Source organism: Halobacillus sp. SY10, from assembly GCF_045401165.1.
GTDB lineage: Bacteria > Bacillota > Bacilli > Bacillales > Halobacillaceae > Halobacillus > Halobacillus aidingensis.
Map to the genome: position 1 here is coordinate 4,061,330 of NZ_CP174345.1, position 25,997 is coordinate 4,087,326.

At 46.0% G+C, this 25,997-nt stretch carries 24 protein-coding genes; 5 read left to right on the plus strand and 19 right to left on the minus strand.

Annotated elements, in window-relative coordinates:
- Positions 1-22 precede the first annotated feature (22 nt).
- Positions 23-1,579, plus strand: a complete 1,557-nt coding sequence (locus ACJA3J_RS20390) for a PTS transporter subunit EIIC (protein ID WP_115894097.1) — start codon at positions 23-25, stop codon at positions 1,577-1,579.
- Positions 1,580-2,310: 731 nt separating this feature from the next.
- Here the strand turns inward: ACJA3J_RS20390 and ACJA3J_RS20395 are convergent.
- Both ACJA3J_RS20395 and ACJA3J_RS20400 read right to left on the minus strand, forming a co-directional pair.
- Positions 2,311-2,961 (minus strand): LysE family translocator, encoded by a 651-nt coding sequence (locus ACJA3J_RS20395; RefSeq protein WP_089654892.1) that lies wholly within the window; start codon positions 2,959-2,961, stop codon positions 2,311-2,313.
- Between the two features lie 66 nt (positions 2,962-3,027).
- Positions 3,028-3,483, minus strand: a complete 456-nt coding sequence (locus ACJA3J_RS20400; RefSeq protein ID WP_089654891.1) for a hypothetical protein — start codon at positions 3,481-3,483, stop codon at positions 3,028-3,030.
- 516 nt (positions 3,484-3,999) lie between these two features.
- On the opposite strand from ACJA3J_RS20400, the gene ACJA3J_RS20405 reads away from it, so the two are divergent.
- On the plus strand, positions 4,000-5,181 hold the full coding sequence (locus ACJA3J_RS20405) for an IS256 family transposase (protein ID WP_406945071.1): 1,182 nt from the start codon (positions 4,000-4,002) through the stop codon (positions 5,179-5,181).
- 226 nt (positions 5,182-5,407) lie between these two features.
- Here the strand turns inward: ACJA3J_RS20405 and ACJA3J_RS20410 are convergent, their stop codons facing one another.
- From ACJA3J_RS20410 to ACJA3J_RS20420, 3 genes are read right to left on the minus strand one after another with little or no spacing between them, the layout of a single operon-like run.
- Positions 5,408-6,310: a phosphatase PAP2 family protein gene (locus ACJA3J_RS20410; RefSeq protein ID WP_089654890.1), complete on the minus strand. Its 903-nt coding sequence runs from the start codon at positions 6,308-6,310 to the stop codon at positions 5,408-5,410.
- 55 nt (positions 6,311-6,365) lie between these two features.
- Positions 6,366-8,183 (minus strand): ABC transporter ATP-binding protein, encoded by a 1,818-nt coding sequence (locus ACJA3J_RS20415; RefSeq protein WP_089654889.1) that lies wholly within the window; start codon positions 8,181-8,183, stop codon positions 6,366-6,368.
- Complete coding sequence (locus ACJA3J_RS20420) at positions 8,180-9,883, minus strand: ABC transporter ATP-binding protein (RefSeq protein ID WP_406945131.1); 1,704 nt, start codon at positions 9,881-9,883, stop codon at positions 8,180-8,182. The genes ACJA3J_RS20415 and ACJA3J_RS20420 overlap by 4 nt, the downstream gene beginning before the upstream one ends.
- 347 nt (positions 9,884-10,230) lie before the next feature.
- On the opposite strand from ACJA3J_RS20420, the gene ACJA3J_RS20425 reads away from it, so the two are divergent.
- Positions 10,231-10,428, plus strand: a complete 198-nt coding sequence (locus tag ACJA3J_RS20425) for a hypothetical protein (RefSeq protein WP_089654887.1) — start codon at positions 10,231-10,233, stop codon at positions 10,426-10,428.
- Between the two features lie 15 nt (positions 10,429-10,443).
- Complete coding sequence (locus ACJA3J_RS20430) at positions 10,444-10,809, plus strand: winged helix-turn-helix transcriptional regulator (RefSeq protein ID WP_406945132.1); 366 nt, start codon at positions 10,444-10,446, stop codon at positions 10,807-10,809.
- 45 nt (positions 10,810-10,854) lie between these two features.
- On the opposite strand, the gene ACJA3J_RS20435 is transcribed toward ACJA3J_RS20430, so the two are convergent.
- From ACJA3J_RS20435 to ACJA3J_RS20480, 10 genes are all read right to left on the minus strand, one after another.
- A complete protein-coding gene (locus tag ACJA3J_RS20435; protein WP_406945133.1) occupies positions 10,855-11,841 on the minus strand; it encodes a Gfo/Idh/MocA family protein in 987 nt (328 codons plus the stop codon).
- Positions 11,842-11,915: 74 nt separating this feature from the next.
- On the minus strand, positions 11,916-12,611 hold the full coding sequence (locus ACJA3J_RS20440) for an SGNH/GDSL hydrolase family protein (RefSeq protein ID WP_406945134.1): 696 nt from the start codon (positions 12,609-12,611) through the stop codon (positions 11,916-11,918).
- A gap of 66 nt (positions 12,612-12,677) precedes the next feature.
- Positions 12,678-13,448, minus strand: a complete 771-nt coding sequence (locus ACJA3J_RS20445; RefSeq protein WP_089654883.1) for a CAP domain-containing protein — start codon at positions 13,446-13,448, stop codon at positions 12,678-12,680.
- A gap of 884 nt (positions 13,449-14,332) precedes the next feature.
- Positions 14,333-14,539, minus strand: a complete 207-nt coding sequence (locus tag ACJA3J_RS20450; protein ID WP_089654706.1) for a hypothetical protein — start codon at positions 14,537-14,539, stop codon at positions 14,333-14,335.
- A 76-nt stretch (positions 14,540-14,615) separates the two neighbouring features.
- On the minus strand, positions 14,616-16,055 hold the full coding sequence (locus tag ACJA3J_RS20455) for an aldehyde dehydrogenase family protein (RefSeq protein WP_406945135.1): 1,440 nt from the start codon (positions 16,053-16,055) through the stop codon (positions 14,616-14,618).
- A complete protein-coding gene (locus ACJA3J_RS20460; RefSeq protein ID WP_406945136.1) occupies positions 16,052-17,122 on the minus strand; it encodes a homoserine dehydrogenase in 1,071 nt (356 codons plus the stop codon). The genes ACJA3J_RS20455 and ACJA3J_RS20460 overlap by 4 nt, the downstream gene beginning before the upstream one ends.
- The gene (locus ACJA3J_RS20465; protein ID WP_406945137.1) at positions 17,119-18,306 is read right to left on the minus strand and encodes a M20 family metallopeptidase; all 1,188 of its coding nucleotides are present in this window, start codon (positions 18,304-18,306) and stop codon (positions 17,119-17,121) included. Before ACJA3J_RS20465 ends, ACJA3J_RS20460 begins: the two co-directional genes overlap by 4 nt.
- Positions 18,307-18,318: 12 nt before the next feature.
- Complete coding sequence (locus ACJA3J_RS20470) at positions 18,319-19,512, minus strand: cystathionine gamma-synthase family protein (RefSeq protein ID WP_406945138.1); 1,194 nt, start codon at positions 19,510-19,512, stop codon at positions 18,319-18,321.
- Positions 19,493-20,434, minus strand: a complete 942-nt coding sequence (locus ACJA3J_RS20475) for a cyclodeaminase (RefSeq protein WP_406945139.1) — start codon at positions 20,432-20,434, stop codon at positions 19,493-19,495. Before ACJA3J_RS20475 ends, ACJA3J_RS20470 begins: the two co-directional genes overlap by 20 nt.
- A 47-nt stretch (positions 20,435-20,481) precedes the next feature.
- Positions 20,482-21,684 carry a M24 family metallopeptidase gene (locus ACJA3J_RS20480; RefSeq protein ID WP_089654701.1) on the minus strand — a complete coding sequence of 401 codons (1,203 nt, stop codon included), beginning with the start codon at positions 21,682-21,684 and terminating at the stop codon, positions 20,482-20,484.
- 188 nt (positions 21,685-21,872) lie between these two features.
- Here ACJA3J_RS20480 and ACJA3J_RS20485 point away from each other — a divergent pair, with 188 nt between their 5' ends.
- Entirely contained in the window at positions 21,873-23,120 is a 1,248-nt protein-coding gene (locus tag ACJA3J_RS20485; protein ID WP_406945140.1) for a threonine synthase, read from the plus strand.
- Positions 23,121-23,141: 21 nt separating this feature from the next.
- Here the strand turns inward: ACJA3J_RS20485 and thiE are convergent, their stop codons facing one another.
- Genes thiE through tenA form a run of 4 tightly spaced genes read right to left on the minus strand, consistent with a single transcriptional unit; the run spans position 23,142 to position 25,997 of the window.
- On the minus strand, positions 23,142-23,756 hold the full coding sequence (thiE, locus tag ACJA3J_RS20490; protein WP_406945141.1) for a thiamine phosphate synthase: 615 nt from the start codon (positions 23,754-23,756) through the stop codon (positions 23,142-23,144).
- The gene (gene thiM / locus ACJA3J_RS20495; protein WP_406945142.1) at positions 23,753-24,511 is read right to left on the minus strand and encodes a hydroxyethylthiazole kinase; all 759 of its coding nucleotides are present in this window, start codon (positions 24,509-24,511) and stop codon (positions 23,753-23,755) included. Before thiM ends, thiE begins: the two co-directional genes overlap by 4 nt.
- Positions 24,502-25,314 (minus strand): bifunctional hydroxymethylpyrimidine kinase/phosphomethylpyrimidine kinase, encoded by an 813-nt coding sequence (gene thiD, locus ACJA3J_RS20500; RefSeq protein ID WP_115894108.1) that lies wholly within the window; start codon positions 25,312-25,314, stop codon positions 24,502-24,504. The genes thiM and thiD overlap by 10 nt, the downstream gene beginning before the upstream one ends.
- A complete protein-coding gene (gene tenA / locus ACJA3J_RS20505; RefSeq protein ID WP_089654696.1) occupies positions 25,311-25,997 on the minus strand; it encodes a thiaminase II in 687 nt (228 codons plus the stop codon). The genes thiD and tenA overlap by 4 nt, the downstream gene beginning before the upstream one ends.

A 25,997-nucleotide genomic window follows, 5' to 3' on the forward strand; every position in this document is an offset into this window, starting at 1 on the left:
TCCCTATAAAGGAGGATCAGAAGTGAAGAAATATTTTGGAAGCTTACAGAAGTTCGGAAAATCACTGATGGTTCCCGTCGCGTTGCTCCCAGCTGCCGGTATATTGCTCGGGCTTGGAGCTGCGTTGACAGGACCACTCGCTGATACACTCACTTTTTTACAAAATGACATCATTCAACTCATCGGTAGCGGTATGTCTGATATCGGAATCAGCATCTTCAACAATCTTGCTGTCATCTTTGCCATCGGGGTTGCCATAGGCTTAACAGGGGGATCAGGAATTGCTGCCTTAGCGGCACTACTCGGTTATATCATTATGAACAAAACCATCTCCTTCGCTTTAGGAATCACCCCTGAAATGGTCAGTGAAAGCGGAGAATATGGCATGGCACTCGGTATTCCTACACTGGAAACAGGTGTCCTTGGCGGAATTGTCGTCGGACTCTTAGCTGTTTGGATTTATAACAAGTTCCATGAGTTTGACCCGCCAGAAGTGCTCGGCTTCTTTGCTGGTGACCGTTCTGTCGGAATCGCCATGGTCTTCTCGTCCATTTTCCTTGCTCTTGCTATGATGGTCGTTTGGCCGCCGATTCAAGGGGGCATCAATGCTGTCGCAAACGTTATCGCCAACGGTGCGACTAACCCGTTATACATCGGACTTTACGGCTTCTTAGAACGTGCGTTGATTCCGACAGGTTTGCACCACATCTGGTATGCTCCATTCCTATGGACATCTCTAGGCGGGACAGCAGAAGTAGCTGGCAGTGCCGTGTCCGGAGATCAATACATCTTCCTTGCACAGATTGCCGAAGGTGTCGAAGTTACAGCCGGCCGCTTCATGGCAGGTAAATTCCCTGTCATCATGTTCGGACTATTAGGAGCTGCACTTGCAATGTACCGCCGTGCCGATAAGAAAAATCAGCCGGTCGTGAAAGGAATGCTCATTGCCGCAGCAGGTACAGCCTTTTTGACAGGTATCACAGAGCCAATCGAATTCACATTCCTATTCGTCGCTCCACTGCTTTTCGTATTCCACGCATTTCTTGCTGGTATCTCGTTTGCCGTCATGTACATGCTGGACGTTCACCTTGGGTGGGCCGGCGGTTCCGGGTTAATTGATTTCATCCTCGTAAACGCTTTACCAGGCACCGGAAACTGGTGGATGAACCTTGTCGCAGGTGCTGTGTTCTTCGTCATCTATTATTTCTCTTTCTCCTTTGCCATCAAAAAGTGGGATCTGGCAACACCAGGTCGTGGAGGACAAGAGAACAAGCTCTACACACGTAAAGACTTCAATGAGCAGAAGAAAGGGAGCAAAGGTGGTCAAACAAAAGAGACAGCCGCTGCCATCATGGAAGCTCTTGGTGGAGAATCAAACTTGAAGCACGTCGACGCATGCTTTACAAGGTTACGTGTCGAAGTTTCTGAAGTAGGTCAAATCAATGAGGAGCGCTTGAAAGAACTAGGAGCTGCAGGCGTCGTGAAAGTAGACCACAATATCCAAGCCATCTTCGGCGGACGCTCCGATCTGTACAAAAATGAAATCAACCGTATTATTAAAGAGTCGAATGCTTCTTAAGAGGATGGCCTTCCATTGATATACTCTGAATTTAATTGATATACGGATGTTTCAATCGATATAAACCGATTTGCATCCATCAAAAAAGGAGCCCCTATTCATCAAGGGCTCCTTTTTTCATCCTGTATTTAACCTTTTTCAGATAAGCTCCCTCTTCTTGAAGACTCAGTTTCGAGATGTTTTTCGGGTTTCGTTGCCATGTTAGGCGTCAGGGGTGGCTGGGAAGCTACTCGCTTTCCTGCGGGGATGACGGCAAGCCTCCTCGAGCTTCGCTCTGCGGGGTCTCGCCAGTCAATCCATTCCCGCGGGAGTCTCGCAGCTTCCCAACCACCCCATTCGATGTAGGTGAGAAACGAACCCCTATACCAAGACGGGGCATCTTCCACCCCAACGCAGGATGAGGCATAAAGCGCTCCAAATCAATCTTTCACTCTCGGAATGACCAATGGGAGGAGTTTCAAATTATCTACTTCTCTTGAGCATACAAGCAGTGATTCCGAGAGTGGTTTCGAGAGCCTCACACGGTAAAGGGGCGGAGGGGAATGGGGAGACTCCTGTGGGAAAAAAGTGCTTGGTGAGACCCCGCAGGACGCAGTCCGAGGAGGCTCACCGCGCTCCCACGGAAAGCGACTCATTCCCCGCAGCCCCCATCCACTCAACAAAGTCTCGAAACTGAGTCTAACCCCATCCTGCCATATAGTTTGATAAATCACTGGTTGATCCTGTTTCTATTACATAGCTAAATGCTTAAAAAGGACACTTATTCCAATCCAGCCGAATTTGAGACCGTAATAGATAAGGATCAAGCTCGCTATACCCTGGATCCACTTTAATAAAGATGAGTTTACGAGGTACCTCCCAAAATGTACGAAAAATGCTAAATTCGCATTCCACAAACCAATCCCAAGAAAAACCATAGAGCTGATGATGAACGAGCGAAACATGTTCTCTTCTTGTAAAGCCCCGCTTAAAACCGATCCATAAATGCTAATCCAAAACAATAGATTCATTGGGTTCGTCCCTGCAATGACCACACCTCTTATGTAAGAGAGTAGAGCTTGTCCTTTATTGTGCCGTTCATAACCTTCCTCCACCCTCCATTCTTCTTTGGCATGCAGGCTCGTCCAACCCGCGTGGACCAAGACAACGCACCCAACGAGCATTAATACGACTTGCACCCATGTCCACGTTAAAAAAACACCGACTCCAAAGAACATAGCCGCCATCAGCAATAGATCGGAAGACATCCCTCCCAGACCTACACAAAAAGCAGACCAAAACCCATAAGTAAGACCTCTCCTCATGATTTCTATATTTATCGGTCCTACAGGTGCGGCAATGGATAATCCCAGTACAATAGAACTTACAACTAAGACAACCAAACCCTCCCCCCTTTTTATAAAGAGATTGAAAAAAAGAGGGACGATGAGCACGTCCCTCTTTTCCGTTTAATCAACAACGATGTAAGCAATCATCGGACCATCCGAAGCAATTTCAGAATGGGTGGTGCAGATCAAACGGTAAATGCCTTCCTTTTTGAATTGAAGATCTAAGACCGTCTCTTTCCCTTGTTCCACCACACCTTTGACATCCGTACCTTCAATGTAAAAAGGGTGCTCTTTTCCATTCACTCCGTAAATGCTCAGTTTGAAAGGTTCATCCTTTTCGACAAAGATCGTTCCCGGATCCCAACGGTAAGCTTCAATTTCTTTCCCATCTGCCGTTTCTGCTTTGAATTCCCCTGTCACTAGATTGATGACTCGTGGTTCCCCATTCACAGGCTCTGTTGAGGTCGAGATGGCCCCTTTCCAGAAAAAGCTCCCGATGTAGTAAGCAGCAAAAGCGATAATAATGGCACCTAAAAGTAAACCGATTTTTCTTGCAGACAAAACCCACGCATCCACGCCATACCCCTCCTATCATTTCGTTAGTTCATTTATATGCACAGGGACACCGAAAACTTGTCTACTTTTTAAAGTAAAGCCTCCCGATTAAGACTCAATTTCGAGACTTTTGTTGAGTGGATGGAGGCTGCGGGGAATGGCTCGCTTTGCCATATATGTATCTCGAAACCACTTCTCGGATAAATATAGCTATCCAGCATGATGGGAGTGTAAGAATAAACTCCCATGCCCAGGTTCATGAATCCTGAAAGCTTGATACAGAGCGCTTTATGCTTCTAACAGTCGAATAGTGTAAGACAATCCAACTTGGTAAGGGGTTCGTTTCACACATACATCGAATGGGGTGGTTGGGAAGCTGCGTGACTCCCGCGGGAATGGATTGACTGGCTAGACCCCGCAGAGCGAATCTGATGACGTACAATAGTCTGTGTAAACAAGTTTTAGGCATAAAAAAACAAGGTAGGGTATCCTTAATGTTAATCACCACAAAAAACATTGAAAGGATGTGCCCTACCTATGTCTATAAGTATAGACTACGAAGCATTCATAAAGCAATTAGAACCGATGTTAAAAGAAATGATTAAGGCTCAAGCGGAAGTGTTGATGAGAGAAGAGATGAAAAATTTCTTTGAAGTCGAACACCCTGAGTTGAAGAACAGTAAAAACGGCTCCTATGAACGTATATTGGATACGAGATATGGAAGAATTGATGATCTTTCCGTGCCTCGTGATCGTAATGGGGCGTTCAGAACACAACTCTTCGATCCCTACCAAAGGCGTGAAAAATGGTTAGGGGAAACCATTATTGAGATGTACAGTAAAGGAACAAGTACTCGGGAAATCGGCAGGTTTATCGAAAGAATACTCGGTAACTCCTATTCAGCTGCCACGATTAGTAATATCACAGAAGTTGTCATCGAGGAAATGGAGAAGTGGCATCAGCGCCCTCTTGAAAAGCGGTATTCCGTCCTTTACTTGGATGGGACTTACGTTAAGCTCAGGAGAGGTGACGTAGAAAGTGAAGTTGTGTATGTGGTGGTCGGCATTACAGAGACCGGAATCAAAGAAATCATAAGCTTTCGGGTAGGTGGAAAAGAAAGTTCCAATGGCTGGCGGGAAGTTCTTCTTGATCTCTATAACCGAGGGATCGAAGAAGTCTTATTAGGTGTGTTTGACGGCCTTCCTGGTCTGGAAGAAGCTATGAAGGAAATCTATCCTAAAGCTGATGTTCAACGCTGTGTGGTCCATAAGATCCGTAACACTCTTCACTCTGTCCGCTCAACAGATAAAAAAGAGCTCACCAAAGACTTAAAGGACGTTTATAAATCGGATACGAAAGATGAAGCGCATGAACATTTCCATTCCTTTAAACAAAAATGGGGGAAGAAGTATCCCAAAGTAATTAAAAGTTGGGAAGAAGACCTAGGTGTCTTACTCACTTTTATGGGCTATCCCCGCCTTATTCGAAGAATGATCTATACTACAAACACGATTGAAAGAACCATCAAAGAAGTGAAAAAGCGTACTCATAAAATGAACAGTTTACCAAGTGAAAGAGCCCTAGAGAAAATTGTTTACCTCGTGGCCAGGGACTTCAATGAAAAATGGAGTCAAAGAGGGATAACAGAATTCGTCTCTGTTTCCGGGGAGTTGGATGAAATGTTTGAGGAAAAGTACGGCCCCTCAGCTAACAAGTAAATTTAATGATTAACAAAGGAGCCCCAATTCGATTTACACAGACTTCTTGACACTACCGCGAATCTCGAGGAGGCTTGCCGTCATCCCCGCAGGAAAGCGAGTAGATTCACAACCACCCCTAACTCCTAATACGGCAACAAAGCCCTGTTATCTCGAATTCGAGTCTTCCACAATCCTGCCCTTAAACAGAATAAAAAGAACCACACCTGGGGCGTGGTTCTTTTGGTTAGTAGAATATTTTTGGGTCGATCCAATCGGTGTATGGGGAAGATTCTTCATTGTCCGTTGAATCAAGGAGCAGGGAACCGCATTTTTGGTCAAACCGGAAAGGAATGGCCTGCCTATAGTCGGAAGGATAGATATCCGCATTACGATATTCTGTAAATGGCTGGTCAAGCCGGCGGCCTTCGACATAATCTTTTTTCAACTCTTCTACAACGATGTGGCCGATTTGTCTACCAAGACGGAGCCCCTCATCATTATCGACAGGGAAGTGTACGCCGGCATAAAGCCTTGAGCGGGCGTCTTCTTCAGCCAATTCCCTCAGCTTCCTTCTTTCGGCCGGAAAGAAATAACTAAGGATTATTTCTGCAGCCCCGGAAATCGTTGCGTGTCCGGATGGATAAGATGGATGTTTCGGTGTACAAATGACCGTGCGTAATTGAGGGTCCAATTGGTTAGGACGCGGTACCAGCCAGCGGTATTTCAACGACCAGCACACGACGAAAGCATCATTCATTCCGCTGAAAACGGCTCCTAAAATACGAGCGGCTCTAGGGGCTTCCACACCATAAGTATCAATCAGGCGGTCCACAATGGGTACCCATTGTTTGGACGCTGGCCCCTCTCCCCAGTACACAGCAATTTTCCTTTGATCGGCTGTCAAATGCGCTAATGTTTCTTTGACTACCTTCAGTTCCCTAGGCCAGTCAATGGTCTTTGGATCTTTGATGGCTAATCGTATCGGAGTTCCATCCAACGTTTTAAACCCGTGCCTGCGGCTATGTTCAATAAAATAGGTTTTCCATTTCCCTGCTTCAAACTCCACCCCTTCGTTCGTTGATGGTGGTCGGCTTTCGCCGGCATAAGGCAAATCGGTCCAGTAAGGATACGGTTGATTTAGTGACATGGTCACCCCTCCCTTTTCCTCATCTTATGCGGCAAGATGGGCGGAGGTGTGAGACTTAACCGTATCCTCTTTCCTTCCTCTCTGATGCTTGTGCTTGAATGAGAGCTGCATAGTCCCCACCTTGTTCCATGAGTGTCTTGTGGTTTCCTTTTTCAACGATCCTCCCACTCTTGAGCACGAGAATAACATCAGCTGAGCGTATGGTATGCAGACGGTGAGCAATGACAAAGCTCGTTCGTCCTTTCATTAAATTGGTGAGACCGGCATTGATTTTCATTTCTGTGACTGTATCAATGCTGCTTGTCGCTTCATCTAAAATGAGTAACGATGGATCTGCGATCATAGCTCGAGCAATAGAAAGCAATTGTCTTTGTCCATGACTTACCCCTTTTCCATCTGAATCAAGAACCGTATCGTATCCGTCTGGCAGTTGGGTAATGAAATCATGAGCCATTGCTGACCGAGCAGCTTGTTCAACCTCACCATCTGTGGCATCCAGTCGGCCATAACGAATGTTTTCCCTTATGGTCGTATGAAACATGGTCGCATCCTGGAGAACGACCCCCATTTGGTTCCTCAGACTATCTCTTTTCACGCTTTTCAAGTCGACGCCATCCAAAAGAATATGACCTGAGTCCGGGTCGTAGAATCGTGACAGTAAAGAAATGATTGTCGTTTTCCCCGCGCCTGTAGGACCGACGAGCGCCACCGTTTGACCGGCTCTCGCTTGAAAGGTGATGTCCGAAAGCGTCTGCTGTTCTTTTTCATAAGAGAAATCGACATGCACAAATTGGATATCCCCTTGGATTTCTGACACCTCATGCGCGTTCTTTTCATCCAGCCTTTCTTCTTTTTCGTCAATGACCTGGAAGACCCTGTCTGCGCCAGCTACTGCTGATAGAATCATGTTGAACTGGTTGGCCAGATCGTTCAACGGTCGAGTGAATTGACGGGAATATGTTGTAAACGTGACGATGATACCGATCGATATAGAGCCGTTAAGAGCAAGCAGCCCGCCTGCTCCGACGATGATCGCAAAGCTTACATTATTTAACATGTTCATCAATTTTGGAATAAAACCTGTGTACACCTGCGCATAGTAGCCGGACCTTCTTAACGCTTGATTTTTTTCCCGAAACTCATCAATGACATCTTCCTCTTTGGAAAACATTTTAATGATCGGCTGACCAGAGAACATTTCCTCTACATAGCCATTAACGTCACCAAGGTCCTTTTGTTGCTTTTTAAAATAGGGACCGGTTCGGTTTGTGATCCATTTCATCCCAAAATACATGACAGGAATAATGGTCAATGTCAGCAAGGTAAGCATTGGACTTAACCAAAGCATGATGATTAATGTACCGATGATCGTCAATAAACTTGTGAAAAATTGTACGACGGCTGTATTTAAGGTCCGGCTTACGTTTTCAATATCGTTCGTAAGTCTGCTCATCAACTCCCCCTGCTGCATTCTTTGGAAAAAGAGTACAGGCAGCAGCTGAACATGTGAAAACAGATGCGACCTCATCGACCGGACCGCATTTTGAGCGATCCCGATCATCCAATAATTTTGCAGCCAGAGAAAAAGCGAATGAAACAAGTAAACAAGAAACAAGCTGCCCAGCATGGGGAGGAGGGTTCCTGATCCGGGAGCTTCTATGACCATGTCAACGGTCAGTCCTAGTAGATAAGGACCGAGCAAGGATAAAGAGGAACTGATCAGGATGGCCGCCAAAACAATGATAAATCTTACTCTTTCTTCCGCCATGTAACGCCAAATTCTCCGGAGTGTACCCCCGATATTTTCTACCTTTGGAGGTTTTGATCCAATCCCATGAAGGTGACCCGTTTTCGGTTTAGGATTTCCACTCATGACGTCACCCCCTCTTGTTGAGACTGATGGATTTCAGCGTAATACTCACTTTGTTGAAGCAGTTCGTCATGTGTACCCTGAGCAATGATTTCTCCTTGGTGAAGAATCAAAATGAGGTCTGCATTTTGGATCGAACTGATTTTTTGAGCAACGAGAAACACAGTACATGGCTGTTCGTCCAGAGTACGTAAAAGCCTCTTCTCGGTATAAGCATCGAGTGCACTCGTACTATCATCCAAAATCAAAATCCGTGGCTCGCGCACCAGGGCTCGTGCTATCGACAGGCGCTGCTTCTGTCCTCCAGAAAAGACGACCCCTTTCTGGCCGATTTGTGTCTCATAACCGTTTGGCAAGTCGGTGATAAAATCATGAATCTGCGCCTGCTTAGCCGCTCCCTCAATCTCTTCACGCGTCGCACCCTTCTTCCCCCAGGAAATGTTTTCCCTTACAGTACCTGAAAACAAATGAACCTCTTGGGGGACGAGGCTGATTTGTTTTCTAATATTTTTCACATGGAGATTTTCGATTTCCACCCCATCCAGAAAGAGTTGACCCGCATTTTTTTCATACAATCGGGGTATTAAGTGAAGCAAAGATGTTTTTCCGGAACCTGTTTCCCCAATGATACCGACTGTGGTTCCCGGTAATGCATGGAAGTTCAGATTTTTCAGCACGTTGTGACCGCCCCTTTGAAGAGAAACATTGTGAAAGCGGACCGCACCGTCCAGTTCTTTGGCTTTCCCTGACATATCCTCATCTGTAGTTTGATGCAGCACGTCTGCAATCCTTTCAGCCGAGGCCTGCCCTCGTGAGATGACCATGATCAAGAATGTAAAAACAGAAAAGGTGAATAAAATCCTTGTCGCGTAGTTGATGATGGCGACCAATTCACCAGCTTCCACCCCTGCATTGCTGAGTATTTGTGAACCAACAAAAAGGAGGACCAGGATGACAATGTTCATCCCGAACATGACGACAGGCATAGCCACTTCCATGAGCCACAACGCTTTCTTATTGTGAAGAACCAACGACTCATTCGCCTGATGAAATCTCTCCTCTTCATGCTCTTTCCGATTAAAGCCTTTGATCAAGCGGATGCCGGCTATATTTTCCCGAATGATCGTATTGAGGCCATCGAGTTTATGCTGAACTTTCTTAAACCACTTGATGCCTTTCGTAAGAAGGAAGAATAGGAACAACAAAAATACAGGTACACTGCCCAGTAGGAATAGGGCAAGTTTCACATCGATGGTAAAAGCCATAATTAAAGCAAAAATGATGAAAAGTGGAGCCCTGAGCCCGATCCTTACAAACATGAATAGTAAGTTTTGAATCTGAATCACATCATTGGTGATCCTTGTGACCAAGCTTGGAGTCGTGACGTTTTGGAAGTGACGGGCTGAAAACTTCTGGACTTTTGAAAATAGATCTTTTCTCAAGTCATAACCGACCCCCTGACTCAAGTCGGCAGCAAAGAAAGAATTGGTCACCCCTGCGGTAAAGGCGAGCAATGATAACCCTAAAAGCACACCTCCCCATAGCAAAACGGCGTTAAAGTCTTCGGCTATGATTCCATCGTCTATAATTTTGGCCATGAGGATGGGCTGGGCCAGTTCAACCAATAATTCGATGAACATAAGAAAAAGGGCGATCGATGCAGACTTTTTGTAAGGAAAGGTATAAGAAAAAATTGCACGCATACAAAATCCTCCAAACGTGGGTCAATCTAAAGACCCGTTATACAGATAGGGAATGTCTTCATTAATAAAAAGATGATGTTCATGCACGATTTGAGAACCATGAATCTTTCCGTTATACAGACACACCAAGATCAGCTATTTAAGTATAACTTTTGTACAACACCGACCTTCTGTAAAGGTGCGCCACTGAGCCAAAACCCTGGACTTATATGTTGATTATTCACACTAGCTTAAGTCATAATAGGCAATGTAACACGAACAAATATGTAAGTACTTGTGACTCGTATAAAAAGCAAATAGAATTATAGTAATAGTATTTTCCCGAACAAACAGGAAGGTGATCCTTTTTGGACAACATAAAACCGATTTTTCCCGTTACTGAAGAATTGTTAGAACTCGTAGACTTATTAAACCAAGTCTCGGAATCGGAAGAAGAAAAAGTCATCCCTCAGACCATGACTGTCTTAAACAAAGTCTATGCCCAGGGAGTATTGGAAGGCTACGAAAAAGCCATGCAAAAACAAGGACAGACCACAAAAAAATAACGTGAGGTGAAGCAGATGAAGGAAGATGGGATCGGCCTTGATGTCACTCTTGAAGTCGTGTGCGGAAAGTGGAAAGGGTTAATTCTTTGGAAACTCATCCACGAAAATCATCTGCGGTTCAATGAACTGCGTCGGTCCCTTGATGGAAACATCTCTTCCAGAATCCTTGCCAGAGAACTGAAGAAGCTCATCCAGGACGGTCTAATCGAACGTATCGATTATGAAACCGTGCCTCCCAGAGTGGAGTATCGTGTGACGCCTTACGGGCGAACAACGGCCTCATTCTTGGAGAAGATGAACGAATGGGGTATCCACCACAAGCGAAGAGCGTACCAGCGAGAAAGCCTCACGGACGTATCAAATCAACTAAAAGAACAGTAGAAAAAAGAGGCACTTTCGCAAGTGAGTGCCTCTTTTTTCAGGACCCTAAGAGCGGTCGTTAGGATAAACCAAGCCGATTTGCCGGCGAGCTTCCTCCATGATTTTCGCTGTAATCAGCGTATGCTCCAACGAATTATTCTCCGACCGATCTTTTGTCTTCTCCACCAGACTGATAAACTCAGCCGCTTCATAATACATAGGGGAAAACTCATCTTCGAAAGAAAGTTCTTCCACGGATCCATCTCTATAAATGATTTTTATATCTTTCGGTTCAGAAATATTCGGAATGAGCATCGTGCCTTTTTCTCCTTGAATTTCAGACGGAGCATAGGAATCCACGATTTTGGAGTGGACCACTACTCCTTCCATTCCATCATAAGCTGCGACCACACTGCCTTGACCGTCAACACCAGAATCTAAAAATACGGCATTAGCCTGGACATGATTGGGGGCACCGAATAGGGCAACCATCGGATAAATGCCATAAATACCAAGGTCCATCAAAGAACCGTTCGACAGTTCCGGCTTGAAAGCATTCAACACCTCTCCTCTTTTATATGCATCATAACGAGAGGAATACTTGCTGAAGTTCCCGACGAAGCGTCTCACTTCCCCGATTTTATGTAGATGTTCCTGAATGCTTAGAAAACCTGGCATGAGTGTAGACTTGACTGCTTCCATTAACAGAACGCCTTCTTCTTTGGCTACTTCAATCATAGAAGCGATCTCTTGTTGATTGGAAGCCATCGGTTTTTCACATAAGACATGCGTCCCTTTCCTCATGATGGTCTTCGCCTGCTCCGCATGGAAAGCGTTAGGACTCGCTATATAAACCGCATCCACATTCGAACTGGATGCCATCTTTTCTAAATCTGTGTACGTCTCAAGTGCACCGTGTTTGGATGCGAAGTTGGCTGCTTTCTCTTCTGTACGAGAATACACCGCCTGTAATGTAAAATGGGCATGCTGTTTCGCTGCCTCTATAAATTTTTCCGTAATGGTATTGGTTCCTATAATTCCAAATCTAACCATGTAGACACCTCCAAAATAACCGTACCCTCATTATATCATGAAACATGGAAGAAACACCCACCCCTAAGCTAAGCTTAGTCCATATGTTTCAATGCGAGCTTAGCCAGTACCTGTTGACCTTTTGCCGTCGGATGAACATCCCCTTTAATGATGTACTCAGGATGACCATGGTAGGCCTTATAGGCATCGACAAGAGTAACGGAAGCAAAGTGTTTCAGCAGCTTGATTAAGGAAGCATACTGCTGGTTAATATAAGCGAGCGGCGTGTTCAACTGGTCACCGGCAGCAGGATAAGGATTGTATATGTTGTAAACAAGCACTTTCCCGTTCGTTAATTCGTCAATTTCCAGAATGGTCGAATAGACATTATAAATGAGATCTCGAATAACCGGAGCAACCTCCTCCATTTTCATACCATCCAGTCCACCATTTTTTTTTACGACATTCAATAAATCATTGCCACCGATATACACAATGACATAATCGGCGTTCTTAAGACTTTCTCTGAAGGTATTATTGGATTGAACAGCTTTTAGTAATTGGGCAGATGTCAGTCCTGGAATACTTAAATTGGTCACTTCTATGTCTTTTTTCATTCCAATTAAAGACGGGAACGACCCTTTTGGAGGATTTTTATTTTCTTTATCCAAATTATAACCAAATGGAATGGAATCCCCGATGGCCACCAATCTTTCTTCTTTAAAAGCTGCTAGGTCAGAAGGTGCCAGAATGACAGCGAACACCATGACCAGGATCCATATATTCTTCATTCTCTACCCCTGCCTTGATTTGTATGTAAAACATGACGCCTGATGATAACCAAGCGTCATATCTACTTATTTTGCAATGAACATTTGCACCCAGTAATTGCCGTCTTTGGCATAACCAACACCAATGTGAGTGATATTCTTGTTCATAATGTTCTTACGGTGACCTGAACTGTTTAACCAGCCATCGACAACCGATTGTGGAGACTGCTGTCCTGCAGCAATGTTCTCAGCTGCTGTTGAATAATTGACTCCGAATTCCTTCAGCATATCAAAAGGACTTCCGTAAGTTGGTGATGTATGGGAGAAATAATCGTTCTTCGCCATATCCTCAGATTTCGTTTGAGCCACTTCTTCCACATCATTGCTATTCTTAAGAGGTTTCAGGCCATTTTTTTCACGAGCTTTGTTCGTCAAATCAATCACCTGCTGTTGAAAATCCCCATTTGCTTGATCGCTCTGCTGTTGTGCAGTATCATCACGATTTTGCTCAGCTTGATTCGGGGATTGTCTTTGTGCCGGATCTCCACCTTGTGGATCTTGTGTGTAACGGCCATCATGGTCAAAAAAGTATGGACCTTGCATCGACCCGTTCGTTCCATTTGGATTCATCCCTTCAAAAGGAATGTTGGCATCAAAGCGGTTTTGACCGTTTGCACCAGGATCCATTTCTCTTGGTTGATTTCCGTCTCCTTGCATGCCTTGGTCTTCTGGACCAAAACTGACTTGATTCAAATTGTTCCGCTGACTTTCACGTGCGCGTTCTTCCGATGTATTACAAGCAGCCAACATGGCAATCATCATGAGCGCTGCGAATAGAATGATCCATTTTTTCTTCATCATGCATCCTCCTCAGGATTAATCTTCACGTTTACTATTTGCATCAAAGCAAACAATATCCCTGAGAAGAAGTACCATTTCACACACCAATCCCTCTCTCTTTCCCCATAAGCTCCCTTTAGTGGAAGACTCGGTTTCGAGATAACCGGAGTTCGTTTGCCTGGTTGAGCGTAAGGGGTTGTTGAGAAGCTACTCGCTTTCCTGTGGGGGAGTGGCGAGCTTCCTCGGGCTAAAGCCCTGCGGGATCTCGCCTATCTCCTTTCTCCCACGGGAGTCTCGCAGCTTCCCAACAACCCCATTCGATGCATGTGAGAAACGAACCCCTTTACCACAATGGGGCGTCTCCCACCCCCACTTAGAAGTAGGCATAAAGCGTCTATATCAAGCTTTCACATTCGGATTCACACTGGGGAGAGTATTATATTATCCACTTCGCTTGAGCATACCAGCAGAGTTTCCTAGAAGTGATAGAAGTGGTTTCGAGACACTCCCATGGTAAAGGGGCGGAGGGGAATGGCGAGACTCCTACCTTAAGTGTGCAGGCGCCTCGGTCAGCGGCGTATGGACTGGACTGAGCTGGCGGAGATAAAGGAAACACGAAGAACGGAGTGATTCGATGTTGACTTATCGTACAGAAGCGAGGGAAGTCTCACTAGCCGCTAGGCGCCGGAACCGGATATCTAAGAGAAAAAAGTGCTTGGTGAGACCCCGCAGAGCGAAGCTCGAGGAGGCTCACCGCGCTCCCGCGGAAAGCGAGTCATTCCCCGCAGCCCCATCCACTCAAAAACATCTCGAAACTGAGTCTTCCACATTCCTGCCAGTTAGTTAATAAAACAAAAAAACCTGAATGGTTCCTTTTAAGGAAGTTCAGGTTTTTGGGAATGTTATTTTGTGTGGCAATCGGGGCAGCAGTGTTTGCAACCGTTGACATCTTCGTAAGTATTTCTGGCAACTTCTAGAGCGTTTGCGCAGTCGTCGTGACCACCTAATTCCAATAAATTCTGCTCAAAAGGCATAAAGTCACAGCCTTCGACATGCACTTCGTGTTCGCCACCTGTCTGCTGGTTCTGATTCACATAAAATTGTGCCATTCCATTACCTCCTTTTGTGGAGGCATTCCCCTACCGGATGGATGACAAACACAAACAGGCAACTGAGGCGGCTTTTCTAATCGTCAAGGTGGAAACATACGACTTTTTGTTCAGTCATGGATTCTATGCTAAACCGTACTCCTTCACGACCGATGCCAGACCCTTTCGTACCTCCGAATGGCATTTCGTCAATTCGATAATCACTGCTGTCGTTGATCATGATTCCACCTACGTCCATTTTCCTTATAGCTTTAAAAGCTTGATTGATATCATTGGTAAAGATTCCTGCGTGCAGTCCATAATTGACAGCATTGGATTTTTCAATGGCTTCCTCTAAATCAACAACAGGGTTTACAATGACCACGGGCCCAAAGATCTCTTCTACCATCACTTTTGCATCTGAAGGTACCTCGGTCAGTATGGTCGGAGAATAGTATGCTCCGTCACGGACTCCTCCAGTTTCTATTTGTGCTCCCTTTACCAACGCTTCCTCGACCCATTCGGCCACCCGGGCCGCTTCTTTTTCATTAATCATAGGTCCTACATCTGTTCTGTCATCCATTTTATCGCCGACTTTAAGCGCTACAGTCGCTTCCACCAGGCGATCAATGAATGCTGGATAAAGTTCTCTGCCTACAAAAATTCTTTGTACGCCGATGCAATTTTGACCCGCCGCCGAAAAGGCACCCGAACAGCAAGCATGAACAGCCTTGGAAAGATCTGCATCATTAAGGACAATGACCGGCGAGTTAGATCCCAGTTCCATACTAATTTTTTTCGTGCCTGCTTTTCTCGTGATGGCTTGCCCTGCAACAGATCCCCCCGTAAAGGAAACCATTTTTATGGTCGGATGTGTAATCAGTGTATCCCCGACTTCCTTTCCTGATCCAGTAACAACGGATAGATAACCATCAGGAAGGCCCGCTTCCACGAAGGCTTCCGCGAGCTTCAATGCACTTAGAGGCGTGGCTGAGGCTGGTTTGACCACAATCGCGTTCCCAGCAGCAATGGCTGGCCCTATTTTATGTGCGACTAAATTGAGCGGGTCATTAAAAGGAGTGATGGCTCCTACGACTCCCACAGGAAAACGTTGATAATACCCGACCCTATTTTCGCTGCCCGGATTTTGATCGAAGTTGATGGTCTCTCCTTTCAACCGTCTTGCTTCCTCCGCGCTGATCCGAATGGTTTGAATGGCCCGTGAAACCTCTGAACGAGCCTCTGTAATCGTTTTACTTCCTTCACGTGCGATGATTGAAGCGAAAACTTCGTGATCCTTCTCCATATAATCAGAAACTTTGCTTAGTATGCGAATCCTTTCATGTGTGGGAATGGGGTCTCTCATTCGAAAAGTACGATCGGCGGTTTCAATAGCTTCAATCATTTCCTCTTTCGTGGCCAAGGGGACAGTGGCCAGCACTTCACTGTTCTGAGGGTTGATGACATCAAAACTGTGCAAGCCTTCTCTCCATTCTCCTCCAATCAGCATTTTGTAACTCTTCACTTTCGTGGTCATGAGTGGCTCCCTCCTCCGATTTTGGTCCCCTGCTTCTGTTTGTGGCAATGAATCAGGTCGATGAGTAAAGAAAATCCCGTTTCCTTTAACCCTGCCCCCGCACCTGTGAGCATGATCGGACCGGACAGATCACATTCATAGACGATGGCATTGGTTGCACCACTAACTCGCGCTAAGAGATCATCCTGTTTCACACGCTCCGGTTGGACAGTCGCTTTTACCGTGCCGTTGTTTTGAGAAATACGGGCAAGCAGCTTCCATTTTTCGCCGGCTTTTTCCGCTTCTTTGATATCATCTACTGATAAACCAGTAATTCCAGCACAGAAAATCTCTTCAGGGTCGAGTTGAACTCCATACACATGATTTGATAAAATAGCGGCTTTATACCTGACATCGTAGGCTTCAAGGTCACTCGTCGGATCAGCCTCTGCATAACCGAGGGCTTGGGCTTTTTCCAACGCTTCATTCAATGTCATTCCACTTTCCATAGCGGTAAGAATATAATTGGTCGTGCCGTTCAATATCCCTCTGATTTCTTTAATTTCATTGCCAGCTAATGTTTCTAGTGGGAGTCTTAGTGCAGGCGTACCACTCATGACCGTTCCTTCGAATCCGAAAAACACGTCATGTTGATCCGCCTTTTCGTTTAATTCTTGATAGGCAAGGGCGACAGGACCTTTGTTTGTCGTTATGACACTTTTCCCTGTTTCAAAAGCACGATGGCAATGAGTGAGGGCAGGCTCCCCGGTTTTGACATCGGTGTAGGTCACTTCAATAATGACATCCGCTTGTGAATTCTCTATCGTTTCTAAACTGTTCCATCCTTTGACCCCCTGCCTGGATGCCGGATAGGATTCTAAAGAGCCCGTTCGTTTTACACACTCCAATAACTTCGGAATATTCAAACCGTCCGGCTCGAAAACAGAGCCTTTCATAACATCCGATACCGCCACGATTTCCACATCAAGTCCGTGATTTTGCTGAAGTTCCTGATGTTTTTCCTCCACAATTTCTGCAAACGCCTGACCTACGCCTCCAAATCCAATCATGGCTATTTTCATACTCAATGGACTCCTCCTCGCTCAAGTAATGAATAAGCACTCTCCAACAGCACTCTTACACCAATCGGCAATGAACGTTCATCGATATCAAAATCCGATTGATGGAGACTTCGTTCCTTTTCCAATCCGCAACCTAGAAAAAACATCGCTCCAGGTATTTTTCTAGTGAAATGGCTGAAGTCTTCGCTCCCCATCCCAAAGGGCTCTTCATACATGTTCAGTCCGGATGCAGCTTCCTTTATGATCCGGTTGATTCTAGGATCGTTGATTAAAGAGGGTTCACCGCGATGGATACGAAGTGAATACTCCCCGCCGAGCGCTGTGACGACATTGGCCACCTGATGGATTTCCTTGCATAATCCATCTCTCACATCATCTTTATAAGATCTAATGGTCCCTTTTATATCTACAATACTTGGAATCACATTGTTGGCCTCCCCGGCATGCACCTGGCCAACACTAATGGTGCCGACATCCAGAGGGTTTACTTTTCGACCATTCAGGCTGTATAACGCCTGCAACACATAAGTCGCCATCCATATCGGGTCTTTCACATGCTGCGGATATCCCGCATGACCGCCGCTCCCTTGAATTTTCAGATGAAATTCGTCATTGTTTGCCATGCTCGGGCCGTCATTCCATTGGATTTCACCTGACTTCCTCCATGGACACATGTGCAGGGATAAAACGGCATCTGTATGAAGCCTGCCGGATTCCAGCATTTTTATCGCACCCGTTTCCCCTGCTGCATCACAACTTTCTTCTGCTGGCTGAAAAATCAGTTTGATCGTTCCTTGAAAACGCCCAGCTTTTGCATCTTCCGCCAACAGCTGGGCGACGCCAAGCAAGATGGCCATGTGCGCATCATGCCCACACGCATGCATCACGCCGGGATTATGTGAAGCCCATGGAACGCCTGTCGTTTCCGTGATAGGAAGAGCGTCCATATCCGCACGAATCCCCACAACAGGACCCTCCCCATGGCTGACGGTAGCGACAATCCCATAGCCTCCGACATTCTTTTCGATTTCATATGTGTGGAAGCTTTCTAATATTTCCCCCACTTTTTCACTCGTTCGCTTTTCCTGAAAGCTGAGTTCAGGGAATCGGTGGAAGTCCCTCCGCCACCCCACTAAACGATCCATAAGCTGGTTTGCACGCAAGACGATGTCCAGCTTTTCGGTTTTCACATCCTTCCCTCCTCACTTCTTCACATAAGTGTGCAACGATTGGAAAGCCTGTGAAAGGTCATTTTTCAGGTCCTCAATATCTTCTATTCCGGCCGAGTAACGGATCAAACCTTCTGGAATCCCCATGGCGGCACGCTCTTCAGGGGTGCATTCCACATGACTCGTCGTTCTCGACGGACCGACAACCGTTTCCACTGAACCCAGATTAGCGGCACGGTTGGCAAATTGCAGCTTCGGTAAAAGGTCGCGTACAGTGGCTACACCGCCTTTCACAGCAAAGCTGAGCATCCCGCCAAATCCTTTCATTTGTTGTTTTGCAATCTGATGATTCGGGTGAGAAAGAAGCCCTGGATAAAAAACTTCTTCTACGAGGTCGAAACTTTTCAAATGTTCCGCAATCGCTGCGGCATTTTTGTTTTGCTGCTCCACACGAAGCTTCAATGTCTTCATGCCTCTTAAAAGCAAATAAGCAGCCATTGGATCGAGGGTCGCCCCATTAATTTCTCTATAGTGATAAATCGCTTCAACTAAGCTCTTTCTGCCACATACAGCTCCACCTAAAGCGTCGGCGTGCCCACCTAAAAACTTCGTCGCACTATGAATGACAAGGTCTGCTCCAAGATCGAGTGGGTTTTGATTCACTGGCGTGGCAAACGTATTATCTACAACCACTGTTGCCCCTACCGCCTTGCCTGCAGCTGCCATCCGCTTGATGTCGGTGATTTTCACCGTCGGGTTCGTCGGGCTTTCCAAATAGAGCACTTTGCACCCTTTAGCCACTTCGGCTTCCAGTGCCTCATGATCTCCTGTTTCACAAAGAACGACTTCCACTTGTTGTTTCGGAAGGAATTCTGTGAAAATTTTATTTGTTCCTCCATACGTATCCTTAATCGAAACCACCCGGTCTCCGGGGAATAGCAGTGTGCCAAGGGTATTACTGATTGCCGCCATCCCTGTGGAAAAGCTTGTAGCCGCTTCTGCATTTTCTAAAATGCGGATTTTTTCTTCAAAAGCCTGAACGGTTGGATTCGTATTCCGTCCATAAATGTGACCCGGCTTATTACCTACCGCCACTTCATACCATTCGTCCATATCGTCATAACCAAAGGAAACACTGTGAACGACAGGCACTTGCGTCGCTCCGAATGCGAGTTGTTCTTTCTCACCGGCCCATATCGATTTAGTACTAAACTTCGCGTCTTTCATCCTTAACGCCCTCCCAAGCTAATAGTCGATGGTATACATGTCTTGCAATGGCTGTATCCTGCACACCCGTTCCTGTTAAATCACAAATCGTAATCTCCTCATCTGATTGTCGGAACGAATGTTTTCCACTTGTCACTTCCCCCAGTTCTATCGCACGTTCCTGCTGCTCCGGTGACAAGCGCAATTCTCCCAAACGGGCGGACTGATCTTTTACATCGCAGACAATAACATCCGCTTTCCCCATAACAGTGGCATCCAGTTCCTGCTTATGTTCTGCATCCGAGCCCATAGCCGTTATATGAAGTCCCGGCCTCACCCAATCTCCGTAGATCAACGGTTCCTTGGACGGTGTCGTCGTTACAACAAGATCGCTTTTTCCTACGACTTGCTCAACTGAGTCACAGACGGTCAGATGAAGACCTGTTTTCTGCTCCATCTCTTGTTTAAAGTTAAAGGCTTTTTCATCATTTCTCCCATAAACGACCACCTGCTCAATCGGCCGAACCAGCATAAGCGCTTGAAGTTGAAGACGCGCTTGAGACCCGGAACCAAGGATCCCCGCAATCCGGCTGTTGTCCCTGCTTCCATATTTCGCAGCCACCGCTCCGGCAGCCGCCGTTCTCAAATCCGTAAGCCGCCCTTCATCGGCCAATACCGCGAGTGGCTCTCCTGTACGACTATTGATGAGAATCATAAGCCCGTTCGCGCTCGGAAGCCCTATAGCGGGGTTATTGAAAAATCCAGAAGACAGCTTCACAGCAAAACTGTCTTCACCTTTGATATAGGCGGATTTAATATCCACTTCGCCATTATGATCCGGCACATCTATACGCATGATCGGTGGCATCGTCATTTCTTTTTCCACCAGTGAGGTGAAGGCTTCTTCCATTTTCCCTACAAGTTCTGTATCAAGGCGAATCACTTTTTCAATGTCTTTCCGTTCAAAGAGTCTGATTTTCCATACCTCCTTCAGCTGATCTGGCCGCTTAAATCCATATGATCACGTATGATTAACTCCTGCGGATAAGTGGTGAACCGCTCACTCCCAGATTCTGTGACCTTGAATGTTTCACTGATTTCGATTCCGTCCGTATCGAACCATAACGCCGGAATCAAATGGAACGTCATATTGGGTTCCAGGACAGTCGAATCACCTTTTCGGATGCTCGCCGTATGTTCTCCCCAATCTGGCGGATAATTGAGACCGACGGAATAACCTAAACGGGCTTCTTTTTCAAAACCGTGTTTCTTAATACTCTTTCTCCAAACTTCTTCAAGTTCTCCACAAGTCACCCCAGGCTTTGCAAAGTCGAGGACATTCTGAATCCCTTCCAAAACGACCGGGGCGACTTGTTTCATTTTTTCATTCGGTTCTCCGATGGAAACGGTACGGGCAAGAGGAACATGGTAGCGCTTATAACACCCGGCCAGTTCGATGATGACAGCATTTCCTTTTACGAAAGGCCGGTCTGACCAGGTAAGATGTGGAATGGACGTATGATCCCCGGTCGGAAGCAGTGGAACAATCGCCGGATATTCCCCACCGAAATCCGGGGTCCCTCTGACCATGTGATAGTAAATTTCGGCCGCGGTATCGCACTCCCGAACGCCTGGATAAACGCTTTCCACGCCTTTAGTCATTGCTAGGTCCGCAATTTGAGCTGCCCTCTTCATATATTCGATTTCTTGATCAGACTTAACGATACGGACACGATTCACAAGCAGGGTCGCATCTTGGAAGGTGGCATTCGGCAATCCTCTTTTCAACCTTTCCAGAGCTTTGGCCGTAAAGTAGTAATGATCCATCTCAACGCCGATCTTCCTTTTTCCTTGACCGATTTGAAGGAGGATATCTGCTATAAAATCCATCGGGTGATAAACGTCTGAATGAACAAAGTAGTCAGGGTAGGCAATGACATTCTCATCATAGATCCACGTGGTCACCCTTGCACCGTTTGCATCCTGGTAACGACCAATCCAAAGCGGCTGCGGTTCATCAATGATAATCACAAGCATTTGGTGTACATAAAAAGACCAGGCATCATAACCAGAAAGGTAATTCATGTTTGCCGGGTCTGTAATCAAAAGCACGTCAATTCCTTGATCAGCCATGCGTTTTTTCGTTTTCTGCAAACGCTGGTGATACTCTAAAATGTCAAAAGGAAGAACCATTTCATCCCCTCCGCGCTAGTTATCTGAATTTTTAAACGACTGTACTTTCATTGTATTCAAAGATATTTTTTCTTGTAATGTAAAAAGTGTATGAAGTTTTGGAGATGTCCTTAATACAATGTCGCCATGAACCTCTCGATTGACTTCTTATGTTAAGATACGAATAACCGGATAGAAGGAGGATGAAGATGACATACAGTTACTTATCTCATTTGTACTGCCCGAAATGTGAAGAAACCTATAAAGCCAGTGAACCTCAGCATCTCTGTACATGCGGTTCTCCTTTACTTGTAAGCTATGATTTAGACAGTCTGAAAAAGTTGTGGTCCCCTGAGCAACTGAAAGAGAGAACCCCAGACCTTTGGCGTTACCATGAACTATTACCACTCCAGGATCCTACATATAAAACTTCTTTGGGAGAAGGCATGAGTCCGTTAATCCCTTTACCAACCCTTCAGACAGATATGAATATCCGCAAACTGCATATGAAAGATGAAGGCATCATCCCTACCGGATCGTTCAAAGCAAGAGGAGCTGCGGTCGGTGTATCTAAAGCAAAAGAGCTGGGAGTGAAAGAACTCGCTATGCCCACCAATGGCAATGCTGGAGCAGCCTGGTCCTTATACGCTTCAAGAGCATCAATGGAATCGACCATCGTCATGCCTTTCGATGCCCCGAAAATCACCCGTAACGAATGTGCATTATCAGGGGCCAATCTTTTCCTCGTGGATGGACTGATTAGCGATGCCGGAAAAATCGTGGCGGAAGCTGTAGAAAAATCTGAGCTCTACGATGTGTCTACATTAAAAGAACCATACAGAATTGAAGGAAAGAAAACGATGGGGCTTGAGATTGCCGAACAATTAGGATGGGACGTTCCAGATGTCATCCTCTATCCGACAGGTGGCGGCGTCGGTTTGATTGGCATTCATAAAGCACTGAGAGAATTACAGGAACTTGGCTGGATCACCAAAGACCAGATGCCAAGGCTTGTAGCTGTCCAATCTGAAGGCTGTGCTCCGATTGTGGAAGCATGGCAGCAAGGACAAAGGGAATCATCATTCTGGAAGGATTCCGAGACGATTGCGTTCGGTATCAATGTTCCAAAGGCGATCGGGGATTTTCTCGTCCTTGACGCTTTATATGATACAGGCGGATGTGCGGCAGCCGTTAGCGATCATGAACTTTTGGAAGAACAAAAAAGAATCGCCCAAAAAGAAGGAGCCTTCGTCTGCCCAGAAGGAGCTGCAGCATTTGCTGCTGCCAGAAAGTTAAGATCAGAAAACTGGATTACCGCCGAGGACGAAGTGGTCGTACTCAATACAGGAGCAGGGATTAAGTATCCGGATACGGTTCAGGTCGATATTCCTGTTCTTCAACCAGGGGATAGTCTGGGAACCATAAATCCCTCGGATAACGATAAAAGGAACTCATGACAGGCATGAGTTCCTTATGTTTTATAGAGATTTTACGACAGAAGACATGTCCACAGCTTGGGTAATAGCTGAAATGACAGCGACACCGTCCGCTCCCGCTTCTATTACTTTACCAGCATTTCCGGGATGGATCCCCCCAATCCCGACTACGGGCATGTTTGGATACTCCCGTTTGACGATCTTCATCCATTCAGGACCTGCTACAGGGTTGGCGTCTGTCTTCGTCGTTGTTCTGTACATCGGTCCAACACCTAAATAGTCGACAAGATTGACCGGACTCTGTTCTAATTCAGTGCGATCGGATACAGATAATCCAATGATGGTATCTGGATAGTTGGAGCGGATTTCATTCACACTACGATCACTCTGGCCCACATGGATTCCATCAGCCTTAAGCACATCAAAAAGTTCAACGTCATCGTTGACGATAAATAAAATACCCGCTTCAGCACAACGTTGGCGCAGCTTATGACCGAGACTGTACTTCGCTTCTCCAGTTAGAGCGCCTTCTCCTTTTTCCCTATATTGAAAGCACGTGATTCCAGCTTTAATCGCTTCATCCAAAATGCTCAAGGGATCTTTGTTACAGTTTTGGCTGCCCATAACGAAGTATTTTCTAAGGGTAGAAGCTTTCATTTTTCAGCCCCCATGGCTAAAGCATCGACAAACCTTGTAATGAATGTCCCTGGCCCTTTGACATCAGGGTGGTCCGCTGCTTGTTCTGCCGCCCGTCCATAATGACTTAATGTTGCTAGAACCTTTTCTTTAGGATTACCTTCTACCGTTAAGCTTGCTGTGAGCAAGGAACCCAGCAAACAGCCGGATCCTGTAATTTGAGCAAGGAGAGGGTGTCCGGTTTCATTGACAAAAACGTCCCTGTCGATACATCCGACATCCTTTTCCCCTGTACAGACGGCTCCGGTCTGATACTTTTCTGCAACTAGACGAACGATGGCTTCAGCGTCAGCTTCCCCTGTAGAATCTACGCCTTTCGTATCCACATCCTGATCGACGAGGTGGGCGAGTTCACCGGCATTTCCTTTAATGACGGTCAGCTTCACCTCCTGCAAAATCCGCTGGCATACGTCTGAACGATAGCGGGTTGCAGGAGCGCCAACAGGATCGAGGACGACCGGGATGCCGATCTCATTTGCTGCTCTTCCTGCAAGAATCATCGCTTCCACCTGGTTTTCATGAAGCGTCCCTATATTCAATAACAGCCCTTGAGACAATCGGGTGACCTCTGCAACCTCCTGCTTGGAATTGGCCATTATCGGTGATCCTCCGAATGCTAGAAGTCCGTTCGCTGTGAAATTCATGACGACCGCATTCGTGATGTGATGGATCAGTGGGCGTTGTTCTCTCACTCTGTCGATAACATTTACAGCCATTGGTTGAAAACCTCCTCACGCAAAGCAAAATGATTGGTCGGGCCACTTCCTTTTCCTAGATCGAAGGAATGGCGGATCGCCTCTGTTACAAAGTATTTCGCTTCTTTGACGGCTTGTGGCAAAGCGTGTCCCTGACTCAAGTATGCCGTAATGGCTGCAGAATACGTACAACCTGTCCCGTGTGTATTGGAAGAATCAATACGTTCGGATTCAAATTCATGAAACCGCTGCCCATCATATAAAAAATCAACCGCTCTTCCATTGAGATGGCCCCCTTTGACAAGGGCCGCACCCGCGCCTAAGTCTTTCACGATCACTTCGGCCGCTTCTCTCATATCCGCTTCTGTTTCAATTATCCCTCCAACAAGCACTTCCGTTTCAGGGATGTTAGGCGTGACGAGCGCTGTCTTTGGTACAAGATATTTTTTCAAATAACGTTGATCTTCTTTTTCAATCAAAGGGTCCCCACTCTGGGCAACCATGACAGGATCCATGACGTACGGAGCATCCACCTCATCCAACCATTCACTGATGACTTTCATCATTTTCTTGTTGGCAATCATCCCTGTTTTCAGTGCCTGGACAGGCATATCCTCAGAAATAGCTTTCAGCTGACTCATAATGAAATTTTCCGGCAGGTGATGAACATCTTTCACTCCTGTCGTATTTTGCGAAACGACTGATGTCACAACACTCATGCCATAACTTTTCAACTCCTGAAAAGTTTTCAAGTCTGCCTGAATACCCGCACCACCGCTAGGATCGGTCCCGGCAATCGTCAACGTACATGAGACTTGTCTCATTTCACACCCTCCTTTTCACAAGGCCATTGCTCTTGTGTGTAAGCCATATCCCAAAAGGCATACTCCAGCTGACAACTTTTACGGAAGGCTTCTCTCATACGCCACTTTTCCGATTCAGACGCATGTTCGGCATGCTGATCAAGTCGTTCACACAACACCGCTGTCAGACTCTTCACTTCCGCATCAGCATAAAATTCGATCCAAGGGAGAAAAGGATGATCAGATCCCGGCTGATAGCTGTTCATTAGTTCGACTCCGATTTCATAATAGGTCCACGGGCACGGAAGCAAAGCTGCTAATATTTCACCAATGCCTCCATGGTGGGCATGAAAAAGCATATGTTTGATATAGTGATCAGCGGTTGGCGGCAATGGATATCCTTGCAGTTCTTCATAGGTAACGCCAATCTGTTCACAAAAATTGTTGTGAGGGTGAACCTCACTGTTTAACACAAAATCGATTTGTTCGTTAAACAGTTGAATGTCTTCCCTTCCCGGAGATTTGGAAATGGCGATTCCATAGACGTGCATAAAGGCATTCAAATACTCATAATCAGCCTTGATATAGTGAATCAATGCTTCTTTTGGAACATCCCCTTTTCCGATACCCTGGATAAAGGGATGAGTGAAGATTTTTTGATAGATATCCTGATTTTCTTTTCTTAATTGATTGGAAAAAGACAT